Here is a 20,260-nt window from a genome sequence, read left to right as displayed (position 1 = left end):
CCCCTTTCTCGATGGCCGGACCGCCGCCGAACGCCGCTTTTACGTCGAAAAAGGACTGCTCTTAATTGTTGTCTGTTATTACTATATCGGCGCCTGCGTCACGAATCACTATGGAGAACTCGGGGACGAATGGGGCGGGAGTCGGATAAACACCGACTGCATACTGAATATGCATCGGGCCCGGGCTGTGAGCGGCGGATTCCCGAAGGCCGCGGCGGGAGTGCGGCCCGCCTCGCCCACGAGCGGTTCACGGACCGGCCGCGGCCGCACCTCGCCGCCGAAGCGGTGGGCGGGGTCTCGCACGCGCGGTCACCGATGGGTTTCGGTCGCGAGGCGCGCACGGAGACCTGCACTGCACAGGTCGGTGAGACGGCGCGCTCTCGCGACGGCCTCCTCAGCGGCCGGGCGCGCGGGCACCCCCCGCCCTCTCCTCACCGGGCCGCGTCGCGCCCGGGGGCCAGGAAGGGCTCCGCCGCGCTCCAGACCCCACGCATGGGCGCGGAGTCCTCCTCCAGGGCGGCCAGCGTGGAGAGCGCGGCGAGCAGCGCGCCGTCGTAGTCGTCGCAGCACTGGACGAGACCGTGGGCGAAGACGTCGGTCTGGGCGCCCGCGGCGACGCGGCCGCGGATCCTGGCGTCCAGGTAGCGCACGAAGACGGAGCGGCGCTGCGGATCGGTCAGCGTCGGGACCTCGCCGAGCGCTCTGGCCAGGGCGATGCGGGCCGCGATCCGGGGCGGCGGCGCGGACGCCGCCCCGCCGCGGCCCCGGGCCGCCAGCCGGTGGGCGACCGCGGGGCAGGCCCCGGCGATCAGCTCCATCGGTATCATCCAGCCGGTCCGGTGATCGGTGCCCCGGTAGGCGTGCGACACCAGCCCGATGACCGCCCCCGAGGCGAGGTCCTGCGCGCCGGCGCCGCTGAACCCGGCCGTGACGCGGGCCCCGGCCGCGCGCTCGCCGTCGATCTGCACGCACCCCGGGTACGGGCCGCCGGGCCCCGCCGGAACGGTGTAGGCCCACAGGCCCAGCGGCACCGCCCGAGGGTAGCCGCAGGCTCCGATCCGGCCGTTCGCGCCCTCCGACCGCCCCAGTCGGGCCGCCCGCAGCGCATCGGGCACGGGACCGGTGGTGATCCGCAGCACCGCGACGTCCCACGGGCTGCGGCCGACGAACCAGCCGTCGCGGGCGACGCGGGCGCGGGCCGACCACCCCGGCGCCGCCGACGGGGAGTCGAGCAGGACCTCGCGGCCGGGCGGATCGGCGGGCACGGCGGCGTCCAGCACGTGCGCGCACGTCAGCGCCAGACCGGCGTGATCGGCGGAGTCGGCGCGGCCGGCGTCGACGAGCACGGCGGCCCCGAGCGGGAGGGCGCCGGCGTCGGCCAGGACCCGCAGCTGCCAGGTGGCCGGTGGGCGTCGGGGGGCCTCTGCCACTGTGCTCCCGGTCCTCTCTGCGGCGCTGCGGGGCCGCGTTCGCGCGGGGGCCCGGCCGCCGCAGTGCGGCGCGACCGGGGATCGGGGCCCGGCCCGCCCTCGGCGGCCGCTCCCGATGGGTGTTCCCGGTTCCGGTCCCGAGGTACCGTGCGCCGCGACGGGATATACTCGCCGCCGTGTACCGCCGTTATGACGTGTTTAGCAAGCCGGCTCCGGAGCAGCCGGCCGCTCGCACGTAGCCCGCGGCGAATCCGGAGTCGGCTCCAGAGCGTGAAGGCCACGGCCTTGCGCTCTTTTTGTTTTCCACCAGGCGGCCGACCCGCTCAGCTCGACGGACGGTCGCCGTGACGTCCGAGGAGACCCCGCCAGTGCCAGCGTCCGCAGCCACCCCCGCACCGTCCATCGCCGAACTGCGCACCCGCATCGACGCGCTCGACGCCCAACTCGCCGACCTGCTGGAGCGCCGCGCTCTGCTGGCCGCCGACGTGCAGCGGCTCAAGCCCGTGGGCGGGTTCGCCGACCGCGACCCCGAGCGCGAGCGCCGACTCGTCGAGGCCATGGCCGCCCGGGCCCCGCGCCTGGGGCCCGATCGCATCGCCCGCATCATGGCCGGCGTCATCGAGGCCGGACTGGAGGCCTCGGAGGAGGAGCGCGTGCAGGAGGAGGACGAAAGCCCCTAGCAGCGCGGCCGCGCGCCCGGAATCATCGGTCCAGGTGTCGCAGCCGCTTGGCGACGGCGGGCAGTGAGCAGGCCCGCCGTCCCATGCCCCGCCACGGGTCGGCCACCTCCTCGATGCGGCGGCCGATCCCGCGCACGGTCCACTGCCGCGCCGACGCCACCTCGTCGAGCTCCTCCCAGTGCAGCGGCGTCGCCACCGGGGCCCCGGCCAGCGGCCGCACCGAGTACGGGGCCACGGCGTGCTGGGCGTAGGAGTTGCGCAGGACGTCCACGAACAGCCGGCCGCCCCGCTTGTCCTTGCGCACCTCGGTGGTCAGGCGGTCCGGGTGGCGTTGGGCGAGCCGGTCGGCGATGCCGTGAGCGATCTCGCGGCACTCGTCGAAGACCAGCCGGCGCCTGACGGGCACCACCACGTGCAGGCCGCGCGAGCCCGTGGTCATCAGGAAGGCCGGAGCGCCCAGCTCCTCCAGCAGCCGCCTGGTGTCGCGGGCGGCCCTGCGCACCCCGGGGAAGTCGTCGCCCGGAGGGTCCAGGTCGATGATGACCCGGTCGGGCCGGTTCAGGTCGTCGGCCCGGCTCAGCCACGGGTGCAGCGTGATCACCGCCTGGCCGGCCAGCCAGACCAGCGTGGCGGTGCCGTTGGCGACCACCATCGTGGTGCTGCCCTTCTCGCGGGGCACGGTGACGCCCTCGACCCAGTCGGGTGCGTGGTCGGCGCGCCTCTTCTGGAAGAAGCCCTCGCCGTCGATGCCGTCGGGGAAGCGGTGCAGCGCCAGCGGGCGCCCCTTGACGTGCGGCAGCATCGCCGGGCCGACGCTCCGGTAGTGGGCCGCGAGGTCGCGTTTGGTGATCCCGGAGGAGCCGAACAGCTCCTTGTCCGGATTGCCGATGTCCAGCCGCCGCCCGCCGACGCGGACCGACTCCCCGCGCGCGCCCAATGTCCACGCTCCCGTCCTCGTCGCACCCGGTCGCCGCCTGGTGCCCCTTCCTGCTCGCCCACCGCAGACCCCTGCCCCGAAGCCGGGAGCGCATGCGCACCCTTGCGGCTCCCGGCCGCGGTCACCGGGGCGCGGAGCCACGTGGGGCCCTGGAGGCCGCCTTCGCCTCCGTGTCCGTCGGCCACGCGCTACCGTCGCAGACGCCCCGGCCCCGTCTCATGAGCGGATCCACCCAATCCGGCGTTTGCGATCCGCTCGGTCCCGGCGTGCCGCCTGATCGAGGCTCGACCGCCGCGTTCGCCGGGCGGAGCGGGATCTCCAGGGCTCGGGTCCACTGTGCCGCCGGAGCTGCGCGCACCGCGGCAGCCGACTCCCTGTGCGAGCCCGACCGTCGGACATCAGCGGACATCAGTGAGTACAGCGGTTCGTTCCGGCGCGCCGGTCAGCGGCGGTGCAGGTCCAGCCAGGTCAGGCGGTGGTCGGAGGAGGGGAAGGGGTGCTCGCCGGTCAGCCGGGACAGCGGGTCGTCAGCGGTCGGCCAGAACACGCCGCCGCGCACCGGCAGGCCGCGCGAGGGCAGGACATAGTCCACGCGCAGGTTGCCGGGGGCCGGGTCGTCGGCGAAGTCGGCGGTGTCGGCGGCGGCCGGACCGGAGTGGCCGGTGTTCGCGCCGCCCTGGTCCTCGGCCGCCTCGGCGGCCCCTTCGCTGCGCGGCAGCACGGTGCCGTTGACGCGGGGGGCGCCGAGCAGTTGCGAGACGGCCTCGGGGTGGCCGTCGCCGTCATTGGGGTCGGCGTTGAGGTCGCCGGCGACGACGAACGCCGATCCCGGCCTCAGGCCGCCGCGCCGGCCCTCGTCGTCGTAGATGTAGCGGCCGCGGCCGGGGGTGACGTAGTCGGCCCAGAACCGGATCTCGTCGTGGTTGCGGGCCACGTTGCGGCGCTCGGGGCCGTCGAAGGCGGGCGGGGTCGGGTGGGCGACCAGGAAGTGCACGCTGCGCCCGCGGCCGACGCGCACGGGGACGTCCCAGTGGCTCTTCGATGACAGCCGCAGCGCCTCCAGCTCCTCGGCCGAGTAGAAGTCCGCGCCGGTCTCCGGGTCCGTGGGCAGCAGCGCGCCGGGCATGTCGGCCCACCGGAACTCCTGGAAGGTGCGCACCCGGTCGGTGTCGATGGGGTACCTGGAGTAGACGACCATCCCGTACTGGCCGGGGAAGGCGCCGAATCCCAGCGCGTCGTCGCCGTAGCCCGCCTCGCCGGGTTCGGTGACGGCGCGGCCGTCGTTGTCGAGGTCGAACCCCGAGGCGACGCCGGTGTTGGAGGGCGCGGTGTAGCGGTAGGGGTAGTCGACGGCCCTGGCGCCGTTGTGCCCGACGGACAGGTAGTTGTCCTGGAACAGCCGGGCGGCGGTGCCCTCGTCGTCGTGGTCGAACTCGTTGATCAGCAGCACATCGGGCCGGGCGCGCTGGATGATCTCGGCGACGTTGCGGGCCTGGGCGTCGTCGCGGGTGGACAGGTCCTCGATCAGCTCCCCCTCGGCGGGGCGGTTCAGCGAGGCGTTGAAGGTGGCGAAGCGGACGCCTGCGCCGGAGGAGCCGGGGGAGCGGGCCGGTGCGTCGCCGGTGTCGGCGGCGGCGGGCGCGGCACCGAGCAGGAGCGCCGCGGTGAGCGCGGCGGACAGCGCCGCGGGCGGGAGGAGGCGGGGACGGGAGCGCATGGGGTGCCCTTCTCGGTCTCTCGGTCACTGGGCGAAGGAGCGGGAACCGACGGGGGTGCCGTCGCGGACCGTGTCTCGTCAGGGTCGTGTCTAGCGCCGCCGGACCAACCGCGGCGCTCGCCGGTGTGGCGGGGCGGTGAACGGCGGGGCGGCCGGTCAACCGCGCCGGACCATATCGCGGGGGGACAGCCCGGTCCAGCGCTTGAAGGCGTGGTTGAAGGCCGCGCTGTCGGCGTAGCCCAGCCGCGCCGCGATGTCGGCGACCGGGGTCCTGCGGGCCAGCAGCTCCAGCGCCCGGGACCGGCGGGCCTCCTCCAGCAGGTCCCGGAAGGACGCCCCGTGCTCGTTCAGCCGGCGCCGCAGGGTGCGCGGGCTCAGGGCCACCGCGCGGGCCACCGTCTCCAGGTCCACCGAGGCCAGGTCGTGCGCGATGTGCCGGCGGACCGCGGTGACGACGGCCGCCTCGCTGCGGCGCGCGGTGATCCGCTGCGCCTCCTGCGCGCACCACCGGTGGGTGTGCGGATCGGCCTGGGGCAGCGGCCGGTCGCAGTGCTCGGGCGCGATGAGGACCTCGTCGTGCGCCGAGTCGAACTCCAGTGAGGGGCCGAACACCTCCTCGTAGGGGGCGGCGTTCTCGGGCTGGGGAAAGCTGGTCCGCAGCGCCTCGAAGGGGATGGACTCGCCCAGGATCTGGTGCTGGACGGTCCGGATCGAGGCGGCGTCGCGTTCGAGGGCGAACCGGCGGGCCCAGGCCGGCAGGTGCTCCGCCGTCAGCCGCCAGCGCAGCAGCCCGCCCTCCAGTCCGAAGTCCCAGTGGCACAGCGCGAAGCTGCCCGGCAGGGTCCGGCGGGCGTAGTCCACCGCATCGCCGAGGGTGGCGCTGGAGGCGAGTCCGAGGCCCCAGACGCCGAACGTCGTGAAGTGGTAGCGGCGGCCGGCGATGAGCCCCAGGTGCGGCACGTGCGGCAGGGCCTCCAGCAGGTTGCGGATCACCCCCAGTTCCTGCTCGGCCTCGATCTCCCGCATCGGATCGGTGAGCAGCTCGGGTGTCATGCCGGTTCCGGCGAGGCACGCCTGCGGCGTGAGGCCGTGCTCGCTGCCGACGCCCGTCAGCACGAGTGCGGTGTTGACGCCCCGCCGGGGCAGTGCCGCTGCTCCCATCAGTGGACCCTTCCGTGGCCGGAACTATCAAGTATCAGGCCACGGATCCGGTGGCGGCCAGCGCGTGCGCCGATTTATGTTGGACGCGTTCCGCGCAATGGGGAGGAGAAGTGTCGGGAGGGGCATGACTCCGACGTGGGAGGGGCCTTCCCAAGCGCCGGGGCCGGGGTGTGCGCGCCGCACCGTCCGGCCGAGGCGTCGCCGCGGACGACGCGCGACCATCCGTCGCGCCGCGGGCCCTGAGCCGTTCTTGAGGGGGATACGGTCCGGGGCCCGCTTTTTCGTGCCACCGCGACCGCGCATGGTCCGCGGCCTCCTCCCCGCGGCGCTTCGCGCCGGCTGCGAGCGCGCTCCCGCCCCTCCCGTCCGCCCCGTCCGGCACCGGCGGCCCGGTGCGCCCTCCTCGCCGCGGCCGGCCCGACACGCCGGTGGCACGGCGCTCATCAGGGCGAGCGCGGCGCGTGCGATTTCCGACCCCGCGAACCGGGTCCGCAGAGGCCGTGACGGGCATAGGCTCGTGAGTCACCACCAGTCCACCGAGCCGCAATGGGGTAATCGCGTCATGGCCGACTCCTTCGTCCACCTGCACGTTCACACCGAGTACTCGATGCTCGACGGAGCGGCCAGGCTGAAGCAGTTGTTCGAGGTGGCGCAGGCGGAGAAGATGCCGGCCGTCGCCATGACCGACCACGGCAACATGCACGGCGCCTTCGACTTCTACACGCAGGCCCGGGCCGCCGGCGTCACCCCGGTCATCGGCGTCGAGGCCTACGTGGCGCCGGAGTCGCGCCACCACAAGAAGCCGGTCCGGTGGGGCGACCCGGGCCAGAAGAGCGACGACGTCTCCGGTGGCGGCGCGTTCAACCACATGACGATGTGGGCGCAGAACAAGGAGGGCCTGCACAACCTCTTCAAGCTGAACTCGCGGGCCTCCATCGAGGGCCACTTCCGCAAGCCCCGCATGGACATGGAGCTCATCAGCGAGTACGCCAAGGGGATCATCGCGACGACGGGGTGCCCCTCTGGCGCGGTGCAGACCCGGCTGCGGCTCGGCCAGTTCGACGAGGCCATCAAGGTCGCGGCCCGGTACCGCGACATCTTCGGGCCGGAGAACTACTTCGTCGAGCTCATGGACCACGGCCTCGACATCGAGAGCCGGGTCCGCGACGGCCTGGTGGAGATCGCCAAGCAGCTCGGCCTGCGCTTCGTCGTCACCAACGACTCGCACTACACCTACGAGAACGAGCGCGACGCCCACGACGCCCTGCTGTGCATCCAGACCGGGTCGCAGTTGGCCGACCCCAACCGGTTCAAGTTCGGCGGCTCCGGCTACTTCCTCAAGACCGCCGACGAGATGCGCGCCATCGACACCTCCGAGGCCTGGCAGCAGGGGTGCCGCAGCACGCTGGAGATCGCCGAGATGGTCGACGCCTCCGGCATGTTCGACTACTACGACCTCATGCCGAAGTACCCCATCCCCGAGGGGGAGACCGAGGAGGGCTTCTTCCGCAAGGAGGTCCTGCGCGGCCTGGAGCGGCGCTTCCCCGACGAGGTTCCGGACAACTACGTCAAGCAGGCCGAGTACGAGATCGACGTCATCGTCCAGAAGCGCTACCCGTCCTACTTCCTCGTGGTGGCCGACTTCATCAACTGGTCCAAGGAGAACGGCATCCGGGTGGGGCCGGGCCGCGGCTCGGCCGCGGGATCGCTGCTGGCCTACGCGCTGGGCATCACCGACCTCGACCCGCTGCCGCACAGCCTGATCTTCGAGCGGTTCCTCAACCCCGAGCGCGAGTCGCCGCCCGACATCGACATCGACTTCGACGAGCGCCGACGCGGCGACGTCATCCGCTACGTCACCGAGAAGTACGGCCAGGACAAGGTCGCCATGATCGCGACCTTCGGCACCATTAAGGCCAAGGCCGCCGTCAAGGACGCCTCGCGCGTCCTGGGCTTCCCCTACGCGCTGGGCGACCGCGTCTCCAAGGCGTTCCCGCCCGCCGTCATGGGCAAGGACATCCCGCTCTCGGGCATCTTCGACGAGAAGCACTCCCGCTACAGCGAGGCGGGCGAGCTGCGCAAGCTCTACGACGAGGACACCGACGTCAAGCAGGCCATGGACCTCGCCCAGGGGCTCGAGGGCCTGATCCGCCAGACCGGCGTGCACGCGGCCGGCGTCATCATGAGTTCGGAGACCATCACCGACCACATCCCGGTGATGCGCCGCGACTCCGACGGCGTCATCATCACGCAGTTCGACTACCCGACCTGCGAAACGCTCGGCCTGATGAAGATGGACTTCCTGGGCCTGCGCAACCTCACCATCATCGACGACTGCCTGAAGAACATCGAGGCCAACCGGGGCGAGAAGGTCGACCTGCTCCGCCTGCCCCTGGACGACGAGAAGGCCTTCGAGCTCCTGGGCCGCGGCGACACCCTCGGGGTCTTCCAGTTCGACGGCGGGCCGATGCGCTCCCTGCTGCGCCAGATGCGCCCCGACCACTTCGAGGACATCTCCGCCGTCGGCGCGCTGTACCGCCCGGGCCCGATGGGCGCCAACTCCCACATCAACTACGCGCTGCGCAAGAACGGCCAGCAGGAGATCACCCCGATCCACCCGGAGCTGGCCGAACCGCTCAAGGACATCCTGGGCACGACCTACGGCCTGATCGTGTACCAGGAGCAGGTCATGCAGATCGCCCAGCAGGTCGCCGGGTACACGCTCGGACAGGCCGACCTGCTGCGCCGGGCCATGGGCAAGAAGAAGAAGGAGGTCCTGGACAAGGAGTTCAAGCCCTTCAGCGAGGGCATGAAGGCCAACGGGTTCTCCGACGAGGCGATCAAGACGCTGTGGGACATCCTGGTCCCCTTCTCCGACTACGCCTTCAACAAGGCGCACAGCGCCGCCTACGGCCTGATCTCCTACTGGACCGCCTACCTCAAGGCCAACTACGCGGCCGAATACATGGCGGGCCTGCTGACCTCGGTCGGCGACGACAAGGACAAGAGCGCGCTCTACCTCAACGAGTGCCGCCGCATGAAGATCAAGGTGCTGCCGCCCGACGTCAACGAGTCCGACTCCACCTTCACCCCGCGCGGCTCCGACGAGATCCGCTTCGGGCTCTCGGCGATCCGCAACGTCGGCGGCAACGTCGTCGACGGCATCGTCAAGGCCCGCACGGAGAAGGGCAAGTTCGGCGGCTTCGCCGACTTCCTGGACAAGGTGCCGGCCCAGGTCTGCAACAAGCGGGTCGTGGAGTCGCTGGTCAAGGCCGGGGCATTCGACGAGTTCAGCCACCCGCGCAAGGGCCTGGTGATGGTCCACGAGCAGGCGATCGACGCCATCATCGGCCACAAGCGCGCCGAGGCGGCCGGGCAGGACTCCCTGTTCGGCGGCATCGCCGAGCCGGAGTCCGGCATCCAGGTGGTGCCCGACATCCCCGAGGGGGAGTGGGACAAGACCACGCTGCTGAGCTTCGAGCGGGAGATGCTCGGCCTCTACGTCTCCGACCACCCGCTGCTCGGCCTGGAGGGGCTGCTGTCCTCCAGCACCGACTGCGGCATCGCCGAGCTGGCCGACCGCCCCGACGGCACCATGGTCACCGTCGGCGGTCTGCTGTCGGGGCTGACCCGCAAGGTCACCAAGCAGGGCAACTCCTGGGCGATGGCCAACCTGGAGGACCTGGGCGGCGCCATCGACTGCATGATCTTCCCCAACACCTACCAGCTGTGCTCGCAGGTCCTGGCCGAGGACGCGGTGCTGTTCATCAAGGGCCGCCTGGACCGCCGCGAGGACACGCCCAAGCTCATCGCCATGGAGGTCATCCAGCCCGACCTCTCCCAGGTCGGCCAGGAGCAGCCGGTCGTGGTGTCGATGCCGCTGGGCCGGGTGCGCAGGGAGACGATCACCGAGTTCCGCGACATCCTCACCCGCAACCAGGGGCAGACCCAGGTGCACCTGCAGGTGCACAACGGACCGCGGACCACGGTGTTCGCCCTGGACGACCGGTTGCGGGTCAGCCCTTCGCCGGAGCTGATGGGCGACCTCAAGGCGCTGCTGGGCTCCAACTGCCTCGGTGGCGTGTAGCCGCGCCCGCGCCCGCGACGGGCCCGCCGCTCCCGGTAGGGGGTGGCGGGCCCGTCGTCGTTTCCGGGGGGATCCGGAGAAGGCCGTTGACCGCGGTAGATTAGCGATATATCGTAGAAGTATCTCGATACCAGGTGACCTATCGAAGGGTAAAAAGGGGGAGTGTGCGATGGCGGCGATGGCGATGCCGTGGAAGTGGGGCGGCGATCCGCGCCGGACGGAGGGCGGCTGGGAGGTCCCCGAGGGCGAGGAGGGCGCACGAGGGGGGCGGCGGGGCCACCGCCACTGCGGCCCGCGCCCGTTCTGGATGGCCATGGGCGGCGGTCCGCGCGGCGGAGGGTTCCACCCGCCGCGGCCGCCGGGCGGGCCGTGGGGCGGCCAGCCCCCGTTCGGTCCCGGCGGCAGCCCGTTCGAGTTCTTCTTCGGCGGCGGCCGGGGTCCGCGGCGGGGGCGCGGACCCCGGGCCCGGCGCGGTGACGTGCGCACCGGGATCCTGCTGCTGCTGTCCGAGGAGCCGCGCAGCGGCTACGAGATCATCCGGGAGGGCCGGGAGCGCAGCCGCGGCGCGTGGCGGCCCAGTCCGGGCTCGGTCTATCCGATGCTGCAGCAGTTGGAGGACGAGGGCCTGGTGCGCCCGGCCGAGAGCGCGGGCGGCGGCCGGCGCCGCCCGTTCGAGCTCAGCGACGAAGGCCGGCGCTACGTCGAGGACAACGCAGGGGAGCTCACCCCGCCGTGGGAGGCCGTGGCCGAGGAGTTCGAGGACACCCACGCCGACTTCGCCGAGATCAGCGGGCTGGCCGCGCAGTTGTCGGCGGCGGCGGTCCAGGTGGCCCAGGCCGGCACGCCCGAGCAGTCGGCCAGGGCCAAGCGGCTGCTGGCCGACACCCGGCGCGGGCTCTACCGGATCCTGGCCGAGGACGACGCCGCGGACGCCGGCGACGGGGACGACGAGGACGCCGACGGGTGACGCCGGAGGCCGGGCGGCGGGCGCTCGTGCGTGGAGAGCGGCGCCAGGGTCGGCGGCGGATCCGGGCGGGCGCGCACGGAGCCCGGCCTTCAGTCGCCGGTCACGCCGTCGGCCATTTCCCTGAGGACGTCGAGGTGGCCGTTGTGCCGGGCGGTCTCCTCCAGCATGTGCAGCAGCACCCAGCGCAGCGTGGCCGGCTGCTCGCCGGGAGGGGAGCGCCGGGCCGCGCCGCACAGTTCCACCCGCGCGGCGATCCCGCGGGAGCGCTCGCACTGGGCGTCGTACTCGTCGAGGAGGTCGGCCAGCGGGCGCCGGGCTCCGAGGCGCCACTCGGCGTCGGGGTCGTCGGAGGTGTAGGGGCCCCGGTCGGGCAGGCCGAGCAGCATGACCTCGAACCAGAGGTGCTCCACCCAGCGCAGGTGCGAGACGATTCCGCCGATCGACATCAGAGGTGACGCGCTCAGCGGGGCCGCGGCCGCGAGCGAGGGATCGAGCCCGGCGCATTTGTACCTGACGGTGGCGCGGTGCCGGTCGAGCCACGCGTTGAGGAGGGTGCGCTCGTCGGCGGCCGCCGGCGGGGCGATGCGGGGATCGATGACGGTGCTCATGCGGCCATTGTCATGACCCGCCCACCCCGGCACCACTGGTTTTCGGGTCCGCGGCAGGGGATACATTCGATGCGCGCGCCGATCCGGCGCGATGTCGGTGACGCCGGAGACCGGGGAGAGGGCGGAACAGGATGGGCCTGCGGTGATGGGGCGACAGCTCGCCATGGGGGGCGCGGCACTGGGCGCCGTCACGGTGCTCGGCGTGCCGCTGGGGCTGCTGTGGTGGATGATCGCGCCGCGCGCCGAGGTGACCGCGACCGGGTCGGGGACGACGCTGCCCTACCCGGTGTCGGAGACCTTGTTCGCGGCCGAGGGCTACTTCGCCATCATGACGCTGGTGGCCGGGCTGGTGTGCGGCTACGTCGGCTACGTCGTGCAGTACCGCTTCGCGGCGTGGCTGCGCGCGGACCTGCGCCTGGCCACGCTGCTCGGCCTCGCCGTCGGCGCGGTGGCCGCCTCGCTGATCGCCTGGGGCATCGGCGTCGCCCTCGACGCGGGCGACTACGAACGCGCGCTCGCCGCCGCGGAGCGGGGCGACGTCATCTCCTCCGGCCTGCAACTGCGTTCCCACAGCGCGCTGCTGCTGTGGCCCTTCGTGGCGGTTCTGCAGTTCGGCCTGTTCGACGCCGTGAGCATCTGGCGCCACGACCTGCCGCACCTGCGCACCGACGCCTCCGAGCACGGGAGCGCCCCGGCCGAGTGGCCCCGGTGACGCAGCCTCCGAAGAGGCGCGTCGGCCCTATCCGGCCGCGGTCCCGATCGGGCCGCGGGTCGCCCGGGTGAGCCGGATCAGGTCCTGCGGCGCCAGTTCCATCTGCAGGCCGCGGCGGCCGGCGGAGACGAAGATCGTGTCGTGCCCGGTGGCGGAGGCGTCGATGACGGTGCGCAGCCGCTTGCGCTGGCCGAGCGGGCTGATGCCGCCGCGGACGTAGCCGGTGGCGCGCTCGGCGTCGGCGGGGTCGGCCATGACCGCCTTCTTGCCGCCGGTCACCGCAGCCAGCGCCTTGAGGTCCAGGGCGCCGCCGACCGGGACCACGCCCACGGTCAACGTGCCGTCGACCTCGGCGACGAGCGTCTTGAACACCCTGTCGGGGGACAGCCCGAGGGCGTCGGCGGCCTCCTCGCCGTAGGAGGCACCGCCGGTCCGGTCCTCCGATGCCGCGTAGGCGTGCAGGCTGAATTCGATCTTCGCGCGGCTCGCCGCGGCCGTCGCCGGTGTGCCCTTCCCGCTCACTGCTGCTCCGGCCTCCTCGTCGCCGCGGTCCGCCCCTTACGGCGTTCGACCTTACCGGTACCGCCGGGAGCGCGGCGCCGACCGGGGCGGCCCGCCCGGGTCAATTGAGGTTGACCTCGCGGCGCATGAACTGCCCGGCCGGCAGGGTGGGCAGCGACGTGAGCACCCGGTTCTCGCGGCGCAGCAGGTCGCAGGCCAGCTCCAGGCGGGCGGAGGCGTGTTCGGCCTCCAGCAGGTCCTGCTTCTCGCGCTGGTCCAGGACCATGGCCGCGGAGACGGCGTAGGACAGCGGCAGCGGTTCGGCCGGGAACTCGTCCGGTGGTTCGGCCGGGATGCCGATGCCCTTGAGCCGTTCGCAGTAGAGGGCGAACAGCCGGCCGACCCGCTCGGCGCGGGCCTCGGCGTCGGCCCCCAGCTCGTCGGGCAGGTGGGTCGTCTCGGCGCGCAGGTAGGGGTGCTCGTCGTCGGCGTCGACGAACGCGTCGACGCGGAAGCGCCCGCCGCCCTCCACGACGACGTCGAAGCGCCCGTCGTCGTGCCGGTGGACGGTGTGGACCTCGGCGATGCAGCCGACCTCGGACAACTGGTGTGCCGAGGTCTCGCCGACCTCGTGGCCCAGTTCGATGCCGACGATGCCGAACCGCCGCGGCTCATCGGCCGGGAGATCCAGCAGATCGGTCATGAGCCTGCGGTAGCGGTCCTCGAAGACGTGCAGCGGCATCGTCAGTCCGGGGAACAGCACGGACCCGAGCGGAAACAGCGGCAGCCGATGGGGCATTGAACAAGTATGCCCAAAACTCGCCGAAGTGCCTGGGGACGACCCGCGCTTCCCCCGGAGCCGTGGCGGGGGAAGCGCGCGGACCGCGGAGTGCCCGGGGCCCTAGCTCAGCGAGGGTCCCGCGGTCTCCGGGGCGGTGGCGTCGCCGGTCTCGTCGGGCATGTCGCGGGCGACGAAGCCCTCGACGTCGAAGAGGTTGCCGTTGGCGCGGTCGATGACGGCCAGCAGCGTCGACATCTTGGCGACCTCCTCGACCTGCTCCTTCAGGAACCACTGGAGGAACTGCTCGCCGATGTGGTCGCCCTCGTCGCGGGCGACCTTGGCCAGCAGGTTGAACTGGTCGGTCACCTCGCGCTCCTGGCGCAGCGCGAGCGCGACGAGGTCGCGGGCGGTGTCGAATTCGTTGCGGATTTCATCGATGCCCGGAATTGTGGTGGGCACGTCGTTGTCGATCAGGAAGCGCACGATCATCATCGCGTGGTCGCGCTCCTCCAGTGACTGCCGGTAGAAGACCCGGGCCAGTTGCGGGAGGTCGTGGTCGTCGAACCAGACGGCCAGCGCGATGTACTGCTGCGACGCGGTGAACTCGTGTCGTACCTGGTCGAGCAGGAGGCGATGGAACTTGGAGAGGCCGTGGTCGGTGCTGTGCGTCGTGGCGGTCATATGACAACAATAGCGCACAGGCAAACAATTAACGATTAATGCAGAGGTAATATCGGCCACTTAGGCAAGCCTTTCGGAATGCTTTTTAAGGTAAGGCGTCCCAAAGTTAGGAAAGGCTTATTGAAGTGCTTTGTGGTGAGGCTTCCCCAAAGGCCGCCCGCAGGGCGGGGCGCCGCGGCGTCCGGCGGGCGGGCCCGGACCGGGAGCGGTCGGCCGTCCACGCGGCCGTGTGATCGGTCACCGCAGGTGGGGACGGGGGCTCAGCCCCCTAGAATGAAACGGTGATCTCCCGAATCGATCTCCGAGGAAACCCCGGCGACCCGCGAGACCTGCTGCCGCGCGCCGAGTTCGACGTCGAGGCCGCGCTGGAGAAGGTCCGCCCCATCTGCGACGACGTCCGCCATCGCGGCGTCGAAGCGCTGATCGAGCTCACCGAGCGCTTCGACGGCGTGCGGCTCACCGACGTCCGGGTTCCCCGCGAGGCCGTCGATTCCGCACTGGCCGGCCTCGACCCCGCCGTGCGCGCCGCACTGGAGGAGTCGATCCGCCGCGCCCGCCTGGTCCACCGCGACCAGCGCCGCGAGGACGTCACCACCCGGGTCGTCCCCGGCGGCACCGTGACCGAGCGCTGGGTCCCGGTCGACCGCGTCGGCCTGTACGTGCCCGGCGGCCGCGCCGTCTACCCCTCCAGCGTCGTGATGAACGTCGTGCCGGCCCAGGAGGCCGGCGTGGCCTCGCTGGCCGTGGCGTCCCCGCCGCAGGCCGACTTCGGCGGCCTGCCGCACCCCACGATCCTGGCGGCCTGCGCGCTGCTGGGCGTGGAGGAGGTCTACGCCGTCGGCGGCGCCCAGGCCGTCGCGATGTTCGCCTACGGCGCGGGCGAGTGCGACCGCGCCAACCTGGTCACCGGTCCGGGCAATATCTGGGTCGCCGCGGCCAAGCGCCTGCTCAAGGGCGTCATCGGCATCGACTCCGAGGCCGGCCCCACCGAGATCATGGTGCTCGCCGACGGCACCGCCGACCCCGGCCACGTCGCGGCCGACCTCATCAGCCAGGCCGAGCACGACGTGGTGGCCGCCTCCGTGCTGGTCACCGCCTCCGAGGGGCTGGCGGCCGCGGTCGAGGCCGAACTCGGCAAGCGGGTCGCGGCCACCCGGCACAGCGAGCGGGTCGCCGAGGCGCTCGGCGGCCGGCAGTCCGGCATCGTGCTCGTCGACGACCTGGAGCAGGGGCTCGACGTCGTCAACGCCTACGGCGCCGAACACCTCGAGGTCATGACGGCCGACGCCCGCGGCGTCGCCGACCGGGTGCGCAACGCCGGCGCCGTCTTCCTCGGCGCCTTCGCCCCGGTCTCCCTGGGCGACTACTGCGCCGGATCCAACCACGTGCTGCCCACCGGAGGCTGCGCCTGCCACTCCTCGGGCCTGAGCGTGCAGACCTTCCTGCGCGGCATCCACATCGTCGACTACGACCGCGCCGCGCTGGCCGGGGTCGCCCGCCACGTCGTGGCACTGGCCGAGGCCGAGGACCTGCCCGCGCACGGCGAGGCCGTCACGGCGCGCATCCCCCGAGAGGAGCAGGCGTGAGCGAGTTCGGCCTGGAGGACCTGCCCGTCCGCGACGACCTGCGCGGCCGCACCCCCTACGGCGCGCCGCAGCTCGACGTCCCCGTGGCGCTCAACACCAACGAGAACCCCTACGCCCCCTCGCCGCGCCTGGCCGAGGCGCTGGCCCGCGCCGTCGCCGACGTGGCCATCGGGCTCAACCGCTACCCCGACCGCGACGCCACCCGGCTGCGCGCGGCCCTGGCCGGCTACCTCGGCCACGGCCTCGGCGCCGACCAGGTGTGGGCGGCCAACGGCTCCAACGAGGTGCTGCAGCAGATCCTGCAGGTGTTCGGCGGGCCCGGCCGCACGGCCATGGGGTTCGAGCCCTCCTACTCGATGCACCCGATCATCACCGGCGTCACCAACACCGGGTGGACCGCGCTGCCGCGCGCCCACGACTTCGCCGTCGACGCCGAAGCCGCGGTGGCCGCCATCACCGCGAACCGGCCCGACATCGTGTTCCTGACCTCGCCGAACAACCCCACCGGCACGGCGCTGCCGCTGGAGGTCATCGAGGCCGTCGCGCACGCCGCGCCGGGCGTGGTCGTCGTCGACGAGGCCTACGCCGAGTTCCGCCGCGAGGGCACCCCCAGCGCGCTGTCGCTGCTGCCCGCGCACCCGCGCCTGATCGTGTCGCGCACCATGTCCAAGGCGTTCGCCATGGCCGGCGCGCGGCTGGGCTACCTCGCGGCCCACCCGGCGGTCGTCGACGCCCTGCAACTGGTCCGGCTGCCCTACCACCTCTCGGCGGTGAGCCAGGCCGTGGCCGGCACCGCGCTGGAGTTCGCCGACGAACTGCTCGGCGCGGTCAAGCAACTGCGCGAGGAGCGCGACGACCTGGTGGAGTGGCTGCGCGGGCACGGCTTCACCATCGCCGACTCCGACGCCAACTTCGTGCTGTTCGGCGAGTTCGACGACCGCAGGGCCGTCTGGCAGGGGCTGCTGGACCGGGGCGTGCTCATCCGCGAGACCGGCCCGCCGCAGTGGCTGCGCGTCACCGTCGGCACGCCCGAGGAAATGTCGGCGTTCCGCGAGGCGTTGCTCGATGTGACCGGCGGGCGCCGGCGCTAGGGACCGACCGTCCCGCACGCACCACCACGACAGTCACCGACCAGGAGAGTTCGGAAAATCCACATGAGCCGCATCGGCCGCGTCGAACGCACCACCAAGGAGACCAAGGTCCTCGTCGAGATCGGCCTCGACGGCACGGGCGTCGCCGACATCTCCACCGGCGTGGGCTTCTACGACCACATGCTCGACCAGCTCGCCAAGCACGGCCTGTTCGACCTGACCGTGCACACCGAGGGCGACCTGCACATCGACTCCCACCACACGATGGAGGACACCGCGCTCGCGCTGGGCGCGGCGTTCAAGGAGGCGCTGGGCGACAAGGTCGGCATCCGCCGCTTCGCCGACGCCAAGGTGCCGCTCGACGAGGCGCTGGCCGAGGTCACCGTGGACGTCTCCGGGCGCCCCTACCTGGTGCACTCCGAGCCCGAGAACATGGCGCCGGTCATCGGCCGCGACTACGACACCACGATGACCCGCCACGTCTTCGAGTCGTTCGTGGCCCAGGCCCGCGTCGCCCTGCACGTCCACGTGCCCTACGGCCGCAACGCCCACCACATCGTGGAGTGCCAGTTCAAGGCGTTCGCCCGCGCGCTGCGGTTCGCCTGCGAGCGCGACCCGCGCGTCACGGGGGTGCCCTCCACCAAGGGCGCGCTGTAATGGCCGACCTCTTCCCGATCCTGCTCATCGCGCTGGGCGGGCTCCTCCTCGGCGGCGGCATCTCCATGTGGAAGACGAACAAGGCCATCGCCGCGGGCCTGGCCGTCTGCGCGGTCATCGCCGTCGCGGCCGGTGTCCTGCGGGCCGACTACCTCTAGCAGCAATCACGTACGGAAAGGCGCGGTCGCACGTGCAGCCACGCGTCATCATCTTCGACTACGGATCGGGCAACCTGCGCTCGGCGCAGCGGGCCGTGGAGCGAACCGGCGCCGAGGTCACCGTCACCGGCGACCCGCGCGCCGCCCTGGAGGCCGACGGCCTCCTCGTCCCGGGGGTCGGGGCGTTCGAGGCCTGCATGACCGGGCTGCGCGCGGCCGGCGGGGACCGGGTCATCGGCAGGCGGCTGGCCGGCGGCCGGCCGGTGCTGGGCATCTGCGTGGGGATGCAGGTGCTGTTCGAGCGCGGAGTGGAGCACGACGTCTCCACCGAGGGCTGCGGTGAGTGGCCCGGCACGGTCGAGCGGCTCCGGGCGCCCATCGTGCCGCACATGGGCTGGAACACCCTCGACGTCCCCGAGGGCTCCAGGCTCTTCGCAGGCATCGAGCCGGACGAGCGCTTCTACTTCGTGCACTCCTACGGCGTGCGGCGCTGGGAGCTGCACCCCACCAGCGGCCACATCGCGCCGCCGCTGGTCACCTGGTCGACGCACGGCGAGCCGTTCGTCGCCGCCGTCGAGAACGGCCCGCTGTGGGCCACCCAGTTCCACCCGGAGAAGTCCGGCGACGCCGGTGCCAGGCTGCTGGCCAACTGGGTCGCCACGCTGTAGCGGAACCCGCCCCGGGGGCGTCTCCTCCCGGGCCCGTTCCCGCAGGCTCTTTCGAACACCTCCCGCATCTCTTTTGAAACGAAGGTCCGCATCCATGGCGTCCACTCTTGAACTGCTGCCGGCCGTCGACGTCGCCGGCGGCCAGGCCGTCCAGCTCGTGCAGGGCAGGGCCGGATCCGGCGGCCGGTACGGCGATCCCCTCCAGGCCGCGCTGGGCTGGCAGAACGCCGGAGCGGAGTGGATCCACCTGGTCGATCTGGACGCGGCGTTCGGCCGCGGCCACAACCGGGAGCTGCTGACCGGGATCGTCGGCGACCTGGAGGCCAGGGTCGAGCTGTCGGGCGGCATCCGCGACGACGAGTCGCTGGCCGCCGCGCTGGCCACCGGCTGCACCCGCGTCAACATCGGCACCGCGGCGCTGGAGAACCCCCAGTGGTGCGCCAAGATCATCGCCGAGCACGGCGACCGGATCGCCATCGGGCTGGACGTGCGCGGCAGCACGTTGGCCGCCCGCGGCTGGACCCGCGACGGCGGCGACCTGTACGAGACGCTGCAGCGCCTGGAGTCCGAGGGCTGCGCCCGCTACGTCGTGACCGACGTCAACAAGGACGGCACTCTCAAGGGCCCCAACCTGGACCTGCTGCGCGCGGTCTGCGAGCGCACCGACAAGCCCGTGGTGGCCAGCGGCGGCGTCTCCAGCCTGGAGGACCTGCGCGCCATCGCCACCCTGGTGCCCGAGGGCGTCGAGGGCGCCATCATGGGCACCGCCCTGTACGAGGGCGCGTTCACCCTGGAGGAGGCGCTCGAGGCGGTGAGCGGCTGATGACCGGAGCGGGAGGGACGTGGCGAGTGGAGTCGTCGGTGCCGGTGCGCGTGCGCCTCTTGCATCGGCGGCGGAGCGAGGAAGGACCGGTGAGCGACTGATGACCGGAGCGGGAGGGACGTGGCGAGTGGAGTCGTCGATGCCGGTGCGCGTGCGCCTCTTGCATCGGCGGCGGAGCGAGGAAGGACCGGTGAGCGACTGATGACACTGGCGATCAGGGTCATCCCGTGCCTGGACGTCGACGCCGGCCGGGTGGTCAAGGGCGTCAACTTCCAGAACCTGCGCGACGCCGGCGACCCCGTCGAGCTGGCCCGCCGCTACGACGCCGAGGGCGCCGACGAGCTGACCTTCCTCGACGTCACCGCCTCCAGCGGGGACCGGGAGACCACCTACGAGGTGGTGCGGCGCACCGCCGAGCAGGTCTTCATCCCGCTGACCGTCGGCGGCGGCGTGCGCACCCCCGACGACGTCGACCGCCTGCTGCGCGCCGGCGCCGACAAGGTCGGCGTCAACACCGCGGCGATCGCGCGGCCCGAGCTCATCGCCGAGATCGCCCGGCGGTTCGGCCGCCAGGTGCTGGTGCTGTCGGCCGACGTGCGCAGGACCGCCGACGGCGAGTCGACCCCGAGCGGGTTCGAGGTGACCACGCACGGCGGCCGCAGGGGCACCGGCATCGACGCCGTCGAGTGGGCGCGGCGCACCGCCGAACTGGGTGCCGGCGAGATCCTGCTGAACTCGATGGACGCCGACGGCACGAAGGCAGGCTTCGACCTGGAGCTGACCCGCGCCGTGCGCGCGGTCGTGGACATCCCGCTGATCGCGAGCGGCGGAGCGGGCAAGGTCGGGCACTTCCCTCCGGCGGTGGCGGCCGGAGCCGACGCCGTGCTGGCCGCGTCGGTGTTCCACTTCGGTGAGTTCACCGTCGGCGACGTCAAGGACGAGCTGCGGGCGGCCGGGCACCCGGTCCGTTAGGGTTCTCGCAGATCCCGGTGCCATCGGCCTGACCGATTTTCTC

Annotated in this window: 19 protein-coding genes; 11 read left to right on the top strand and 8 right to left on the bottom strand. The window is 72.5% G+C overall.

Annotation, left to right across the window (positions count from 1 at the left end; translation table 11 throughout):
* Nucleotides 1–431: 431 nt before the first annotated feature.
* On the bottom strand, nt 432–1,430 hold the full coding sequence (locus HDA32_RS18285; protein WP_179644339.1) for an effector-associated domain 2-containing protein: 999 nt from the start codon (nt 1,428–1,430) through the stop codon (nt 432–434).
* A gap of 368 nt (nt 1,431–1,798) precedes the next feature.
* Here HDA32_RS18285 and HDA32_RS18280 point away from each other — a divergent pair, with 368 nt between their 5' ends.
* Complete coding sequence (locus tag HDA32_RS18280; RefSeq protein ID WP_179644338.1) at nt 1,799–2,110, top strand: chorismate mutase; 312 nt, start codon at nt 1,799–1,801, stop codon at nt 2,108–2,110.
* A gap of 22 nt (nt 2,111–2,132) precedes the next feature.
* On the opposite strand, the gene ligD is transcribed toward HDA32_RS18280, so the two are convergent.
* From ligD to HDA32_RS18265, 3 genes are all read right to left on the bottom strand, one after another.
* Nucleotides 2,133–3,047: a non-homologous end-joining DNA ligase gene (gene ligD / locus HDA32_RS18275; RefSeq protein WP_179644337.1), complete on the bottom strand. Its 915-nt coding sequence runs from the start codon at nt 3,045–3,047 to the stop codon at nt 2,133–2,135.
* Nucleotides 3,048–3,489: 442 nt separating this feature from the next.
* On the bottom strand, nt 3,490–4,764 hold the full coding sequence (locus HDA32_RS18270) for an endonuclease/exonuclease/phosphatase family protein (RefSeq protein WP_179644336.1): 1,275 nt from the start codon (nt 4,762–4,764) through the stop codon (nt 3,490–3,492).
* Nucleotides 4,765–4,920: 156 nt separating this feature from the next.
* Entirely contained in the window at nt 4,921–5,925 is a 1,005-nt protein-coding gene (locus HDA32_RS18265) for an AraC family transcriptional regulator (protein ID WP_179644335.1), read from the bottom strand.
* Nucleotides 5,926–6,487: 562 nt separating this feature from the next.
* Between HDA32_RS18265 and dnaE the strand changes: the two genes are divergently transcribed.
* Nucleotides 6,488–10,012 (top strand): DNA polymerase III subunit alpha, encoded by a 3,525-nt coding sequence (gene dnaE, locus HDA32_RS18260; protein WP_179646782.1) that lies wholly within the window; start codon nt 6,488–6,490, stop codon nt 10,010–10,012.
* Nucleotides 10,013–10,181: 169 nt separating this feature from the next.
* On the top strand, nt 10,182–10,979 hold the full coding sequence (locus tag HDA32_RS18255; RefSeq protein ID WP_179644334.1) for a PadR family transcriptional regulator: 798 nt from the start codon (nt 10,182–10,184) through the stop codon (nt 10,977–10,979).
* An 89-nt stretch (nt 10,980–11,068) separates the two neighbouring features.
* Here HDA32_RS18255 and HDA32_RS18250 read toward each other — a convergent pair whose 3' ends face one another.
* The gene (locus HDA32_RS18250) at nt 11,069–11,587 is read right to left on the bottom strand and encodes a DinB family protein (RefSeq protein ID WP_179644333.1); all 519 of its coding nucleotides are present in this window, start codon (nt 11,585–11,587) and stop codon (nt 11,069–11,071) included.
* 145 nt (nt 11,588–11,732) lie between these two features.
* On the opposite strand from HDA32_RS18250, the gene HDA32_RS18245 reads away from it, so the two are divergent.
* On the top strand, nt 11,733–12,299 hold the full coding sequence (locus tag HDA32_RS18245) for a hypothetical protein (RefSeq protein ID WP_246334408.1): 567 nt from the start codon (nt 11,733–11,735) through the stop codon (nt 12,297–12,299).
* Nucleotides 12,300–12,326: 27 nt separating this feature from the next.
* Here the strand turns inward: HDA32_RS18245 and ybaK are convergent, their stop codons facing one another.
* The 3 genes from ybaK to HDA32_RS18230 all read right to left on the bottom strand — a co-directional run bounded on the left by ybaK (nt 12,327) and on the right by HDA32_RS18230 (nt 14,262).
* On the bottom strand, nt 12,327–12,821 hold the full coding sequence (ybaK, locus tag HDA32_RS18240; protein WP_179644331.1) for a Cys-tRNA(Pro) deacylase: 495 nt from the start codon (nt 12,819–12,821) through the stop codon (nt 12,327–12,329).
* 100 nt (nt 12,822–12,921) lie between these two features.
* Nucleotides 12,922–13,599, bottom strand: a complete 678-nt coding sequence (locus tag HDA32_RS18235) for an LON peptidase substrate-binding domain-containing protein (protein ID WP_179644330.1) — start codon at nt 13,597–13,599, stop codon at nt 12,922–12,924.
* Between the two features lie 102 nt (nt 13,600–13,701).
* A complete protein-coding gene (locus HDA32_RS18230; protein ID WP_179644329.1) occupies nt 13,702–14,262 on the bottom strand; it encodes a ferritin in 561 nt (186 codons plus the stop codon).
* Nucleotides 14,263–14,543: 281 nt separating this feature from the next.
* Here HDA32_RS18230 and hisD point away from each other — a divergent pair, with 281 nt between their 5' ends.
* From hisD to hisF, 7 genes are all read left to right on the top strand, one after another.
* Nucleotides 14,544–15,848, top strand: coding sequence for a histidinol dehydrogenase (gene hisD / locus HDA32_RS18225; RefSeq protein ID WP_179644328.1), 1,305 nt, complete (start codon nt 14,544–14,546; stop codon nt 15,846–15,848).
* Nucleotides 15,845–16,939 carry a histidinol-phosphate transaminase gene (locus tag HDA32_RS18220; RefSeq protein ID WP_179644327.1) on the top strand — a complete coding sequence of 365 codons (1,095 nt, stop codon included), beginning with the start codon at nt 15,845–15,847 and terminating at the stop codon, nt 16,937–16,939. Before hisD ends, HDA32_RS18220 begins: the two co-directional genes overlap by 4 nt.
* Nucleotides 16,940–17,002: 63 nt before the next feature.
* A complete protein-coding gene (gene hisB / locus HDA32_RS18215; protein ID WP_179644326.1) occupies nt 17,003–17,596 on the top strand; it encodes an imidazoleglycerol-phosphate dehydratase HisB in 594 nt (197 codons plus the stop codon).
* Nucleotides 17,596–17,754: a CG2302 family histidine operon protein gene (locus HDA32_RS18210; protein ID WP_179644325.1), complete on the top strand. Its 159-nt coding sequence runs from the start codon at nt 17,596–17,598 to the stop codon at nt 17,752–17,754. Before hisB ends, HDA32_RS18210 begins: the two co-directional genes overlap by 1 nt.
* A gap of 32 nt (nt 17,755–17,786) precedes the next feature.
* Complete coding sequence (gene hisH, locus HDA32_RS18205) at nt 17,787–18,422, top strand: imidazole glycerol phosphate synthase subunit HisH (RefSeq protein ID WP_179644324.1); 636 nt, start codon at nt 17,787–17,789, stop codon at nt 18,420–18,422.
* A gap of 94 nt (nt 18,423–18,516) precedes the next feature.
* Nucleotides 18,517–19,245: a bifunctional 1-(5-phosphoribosyl)-5-((5-phosphoribosylamino)methylideneamino)imidazole-4-carboxamide isomerase/phosphoribosylanthranilate isomerase PriA gene (priA, locus tag HDA32_RS18200; protein ID WP_179644323.1), complete on the top strand. Its 729-nt coding sequence runs from the start codon at nt 18,517–18,519 to the stop codon at nt 19,243–19,245.
* A 201-nt stretch (nt 19,246–19,446) separates the two neighbouring features.
* Nucleotides 19,447–20,217 (top strand): imidazole glycerol phosphate synthase subunit HisF, encoded by a 771-nt coding sequence (gene hisF, locus HDA32_RS18195; protein ID WP_179644322.1) that lies wholly within the window; start codon nt 19,447–19,449, stop codon nt 20,215–20,217.
* The last annotated feature ends 43 nt before the right edge of the window (nt 20,218–20,260 follow it).

Source organism: Spinactinospora alkalitolerans (genome assembly GCF_013408795.1).
Classification (GTDB): Bacteria; Actinomycetota; Actinomycetes; order Streptosporangiales; family Streptosporangiaceae; genus Spinactinospora; species Spinactinospora alkalitolerans.
The sequence above is the reverse complement of the archived record's forward strand: the minus strand, read 5'-3'. Positions and strand labels throughout refer to the sequence as shown.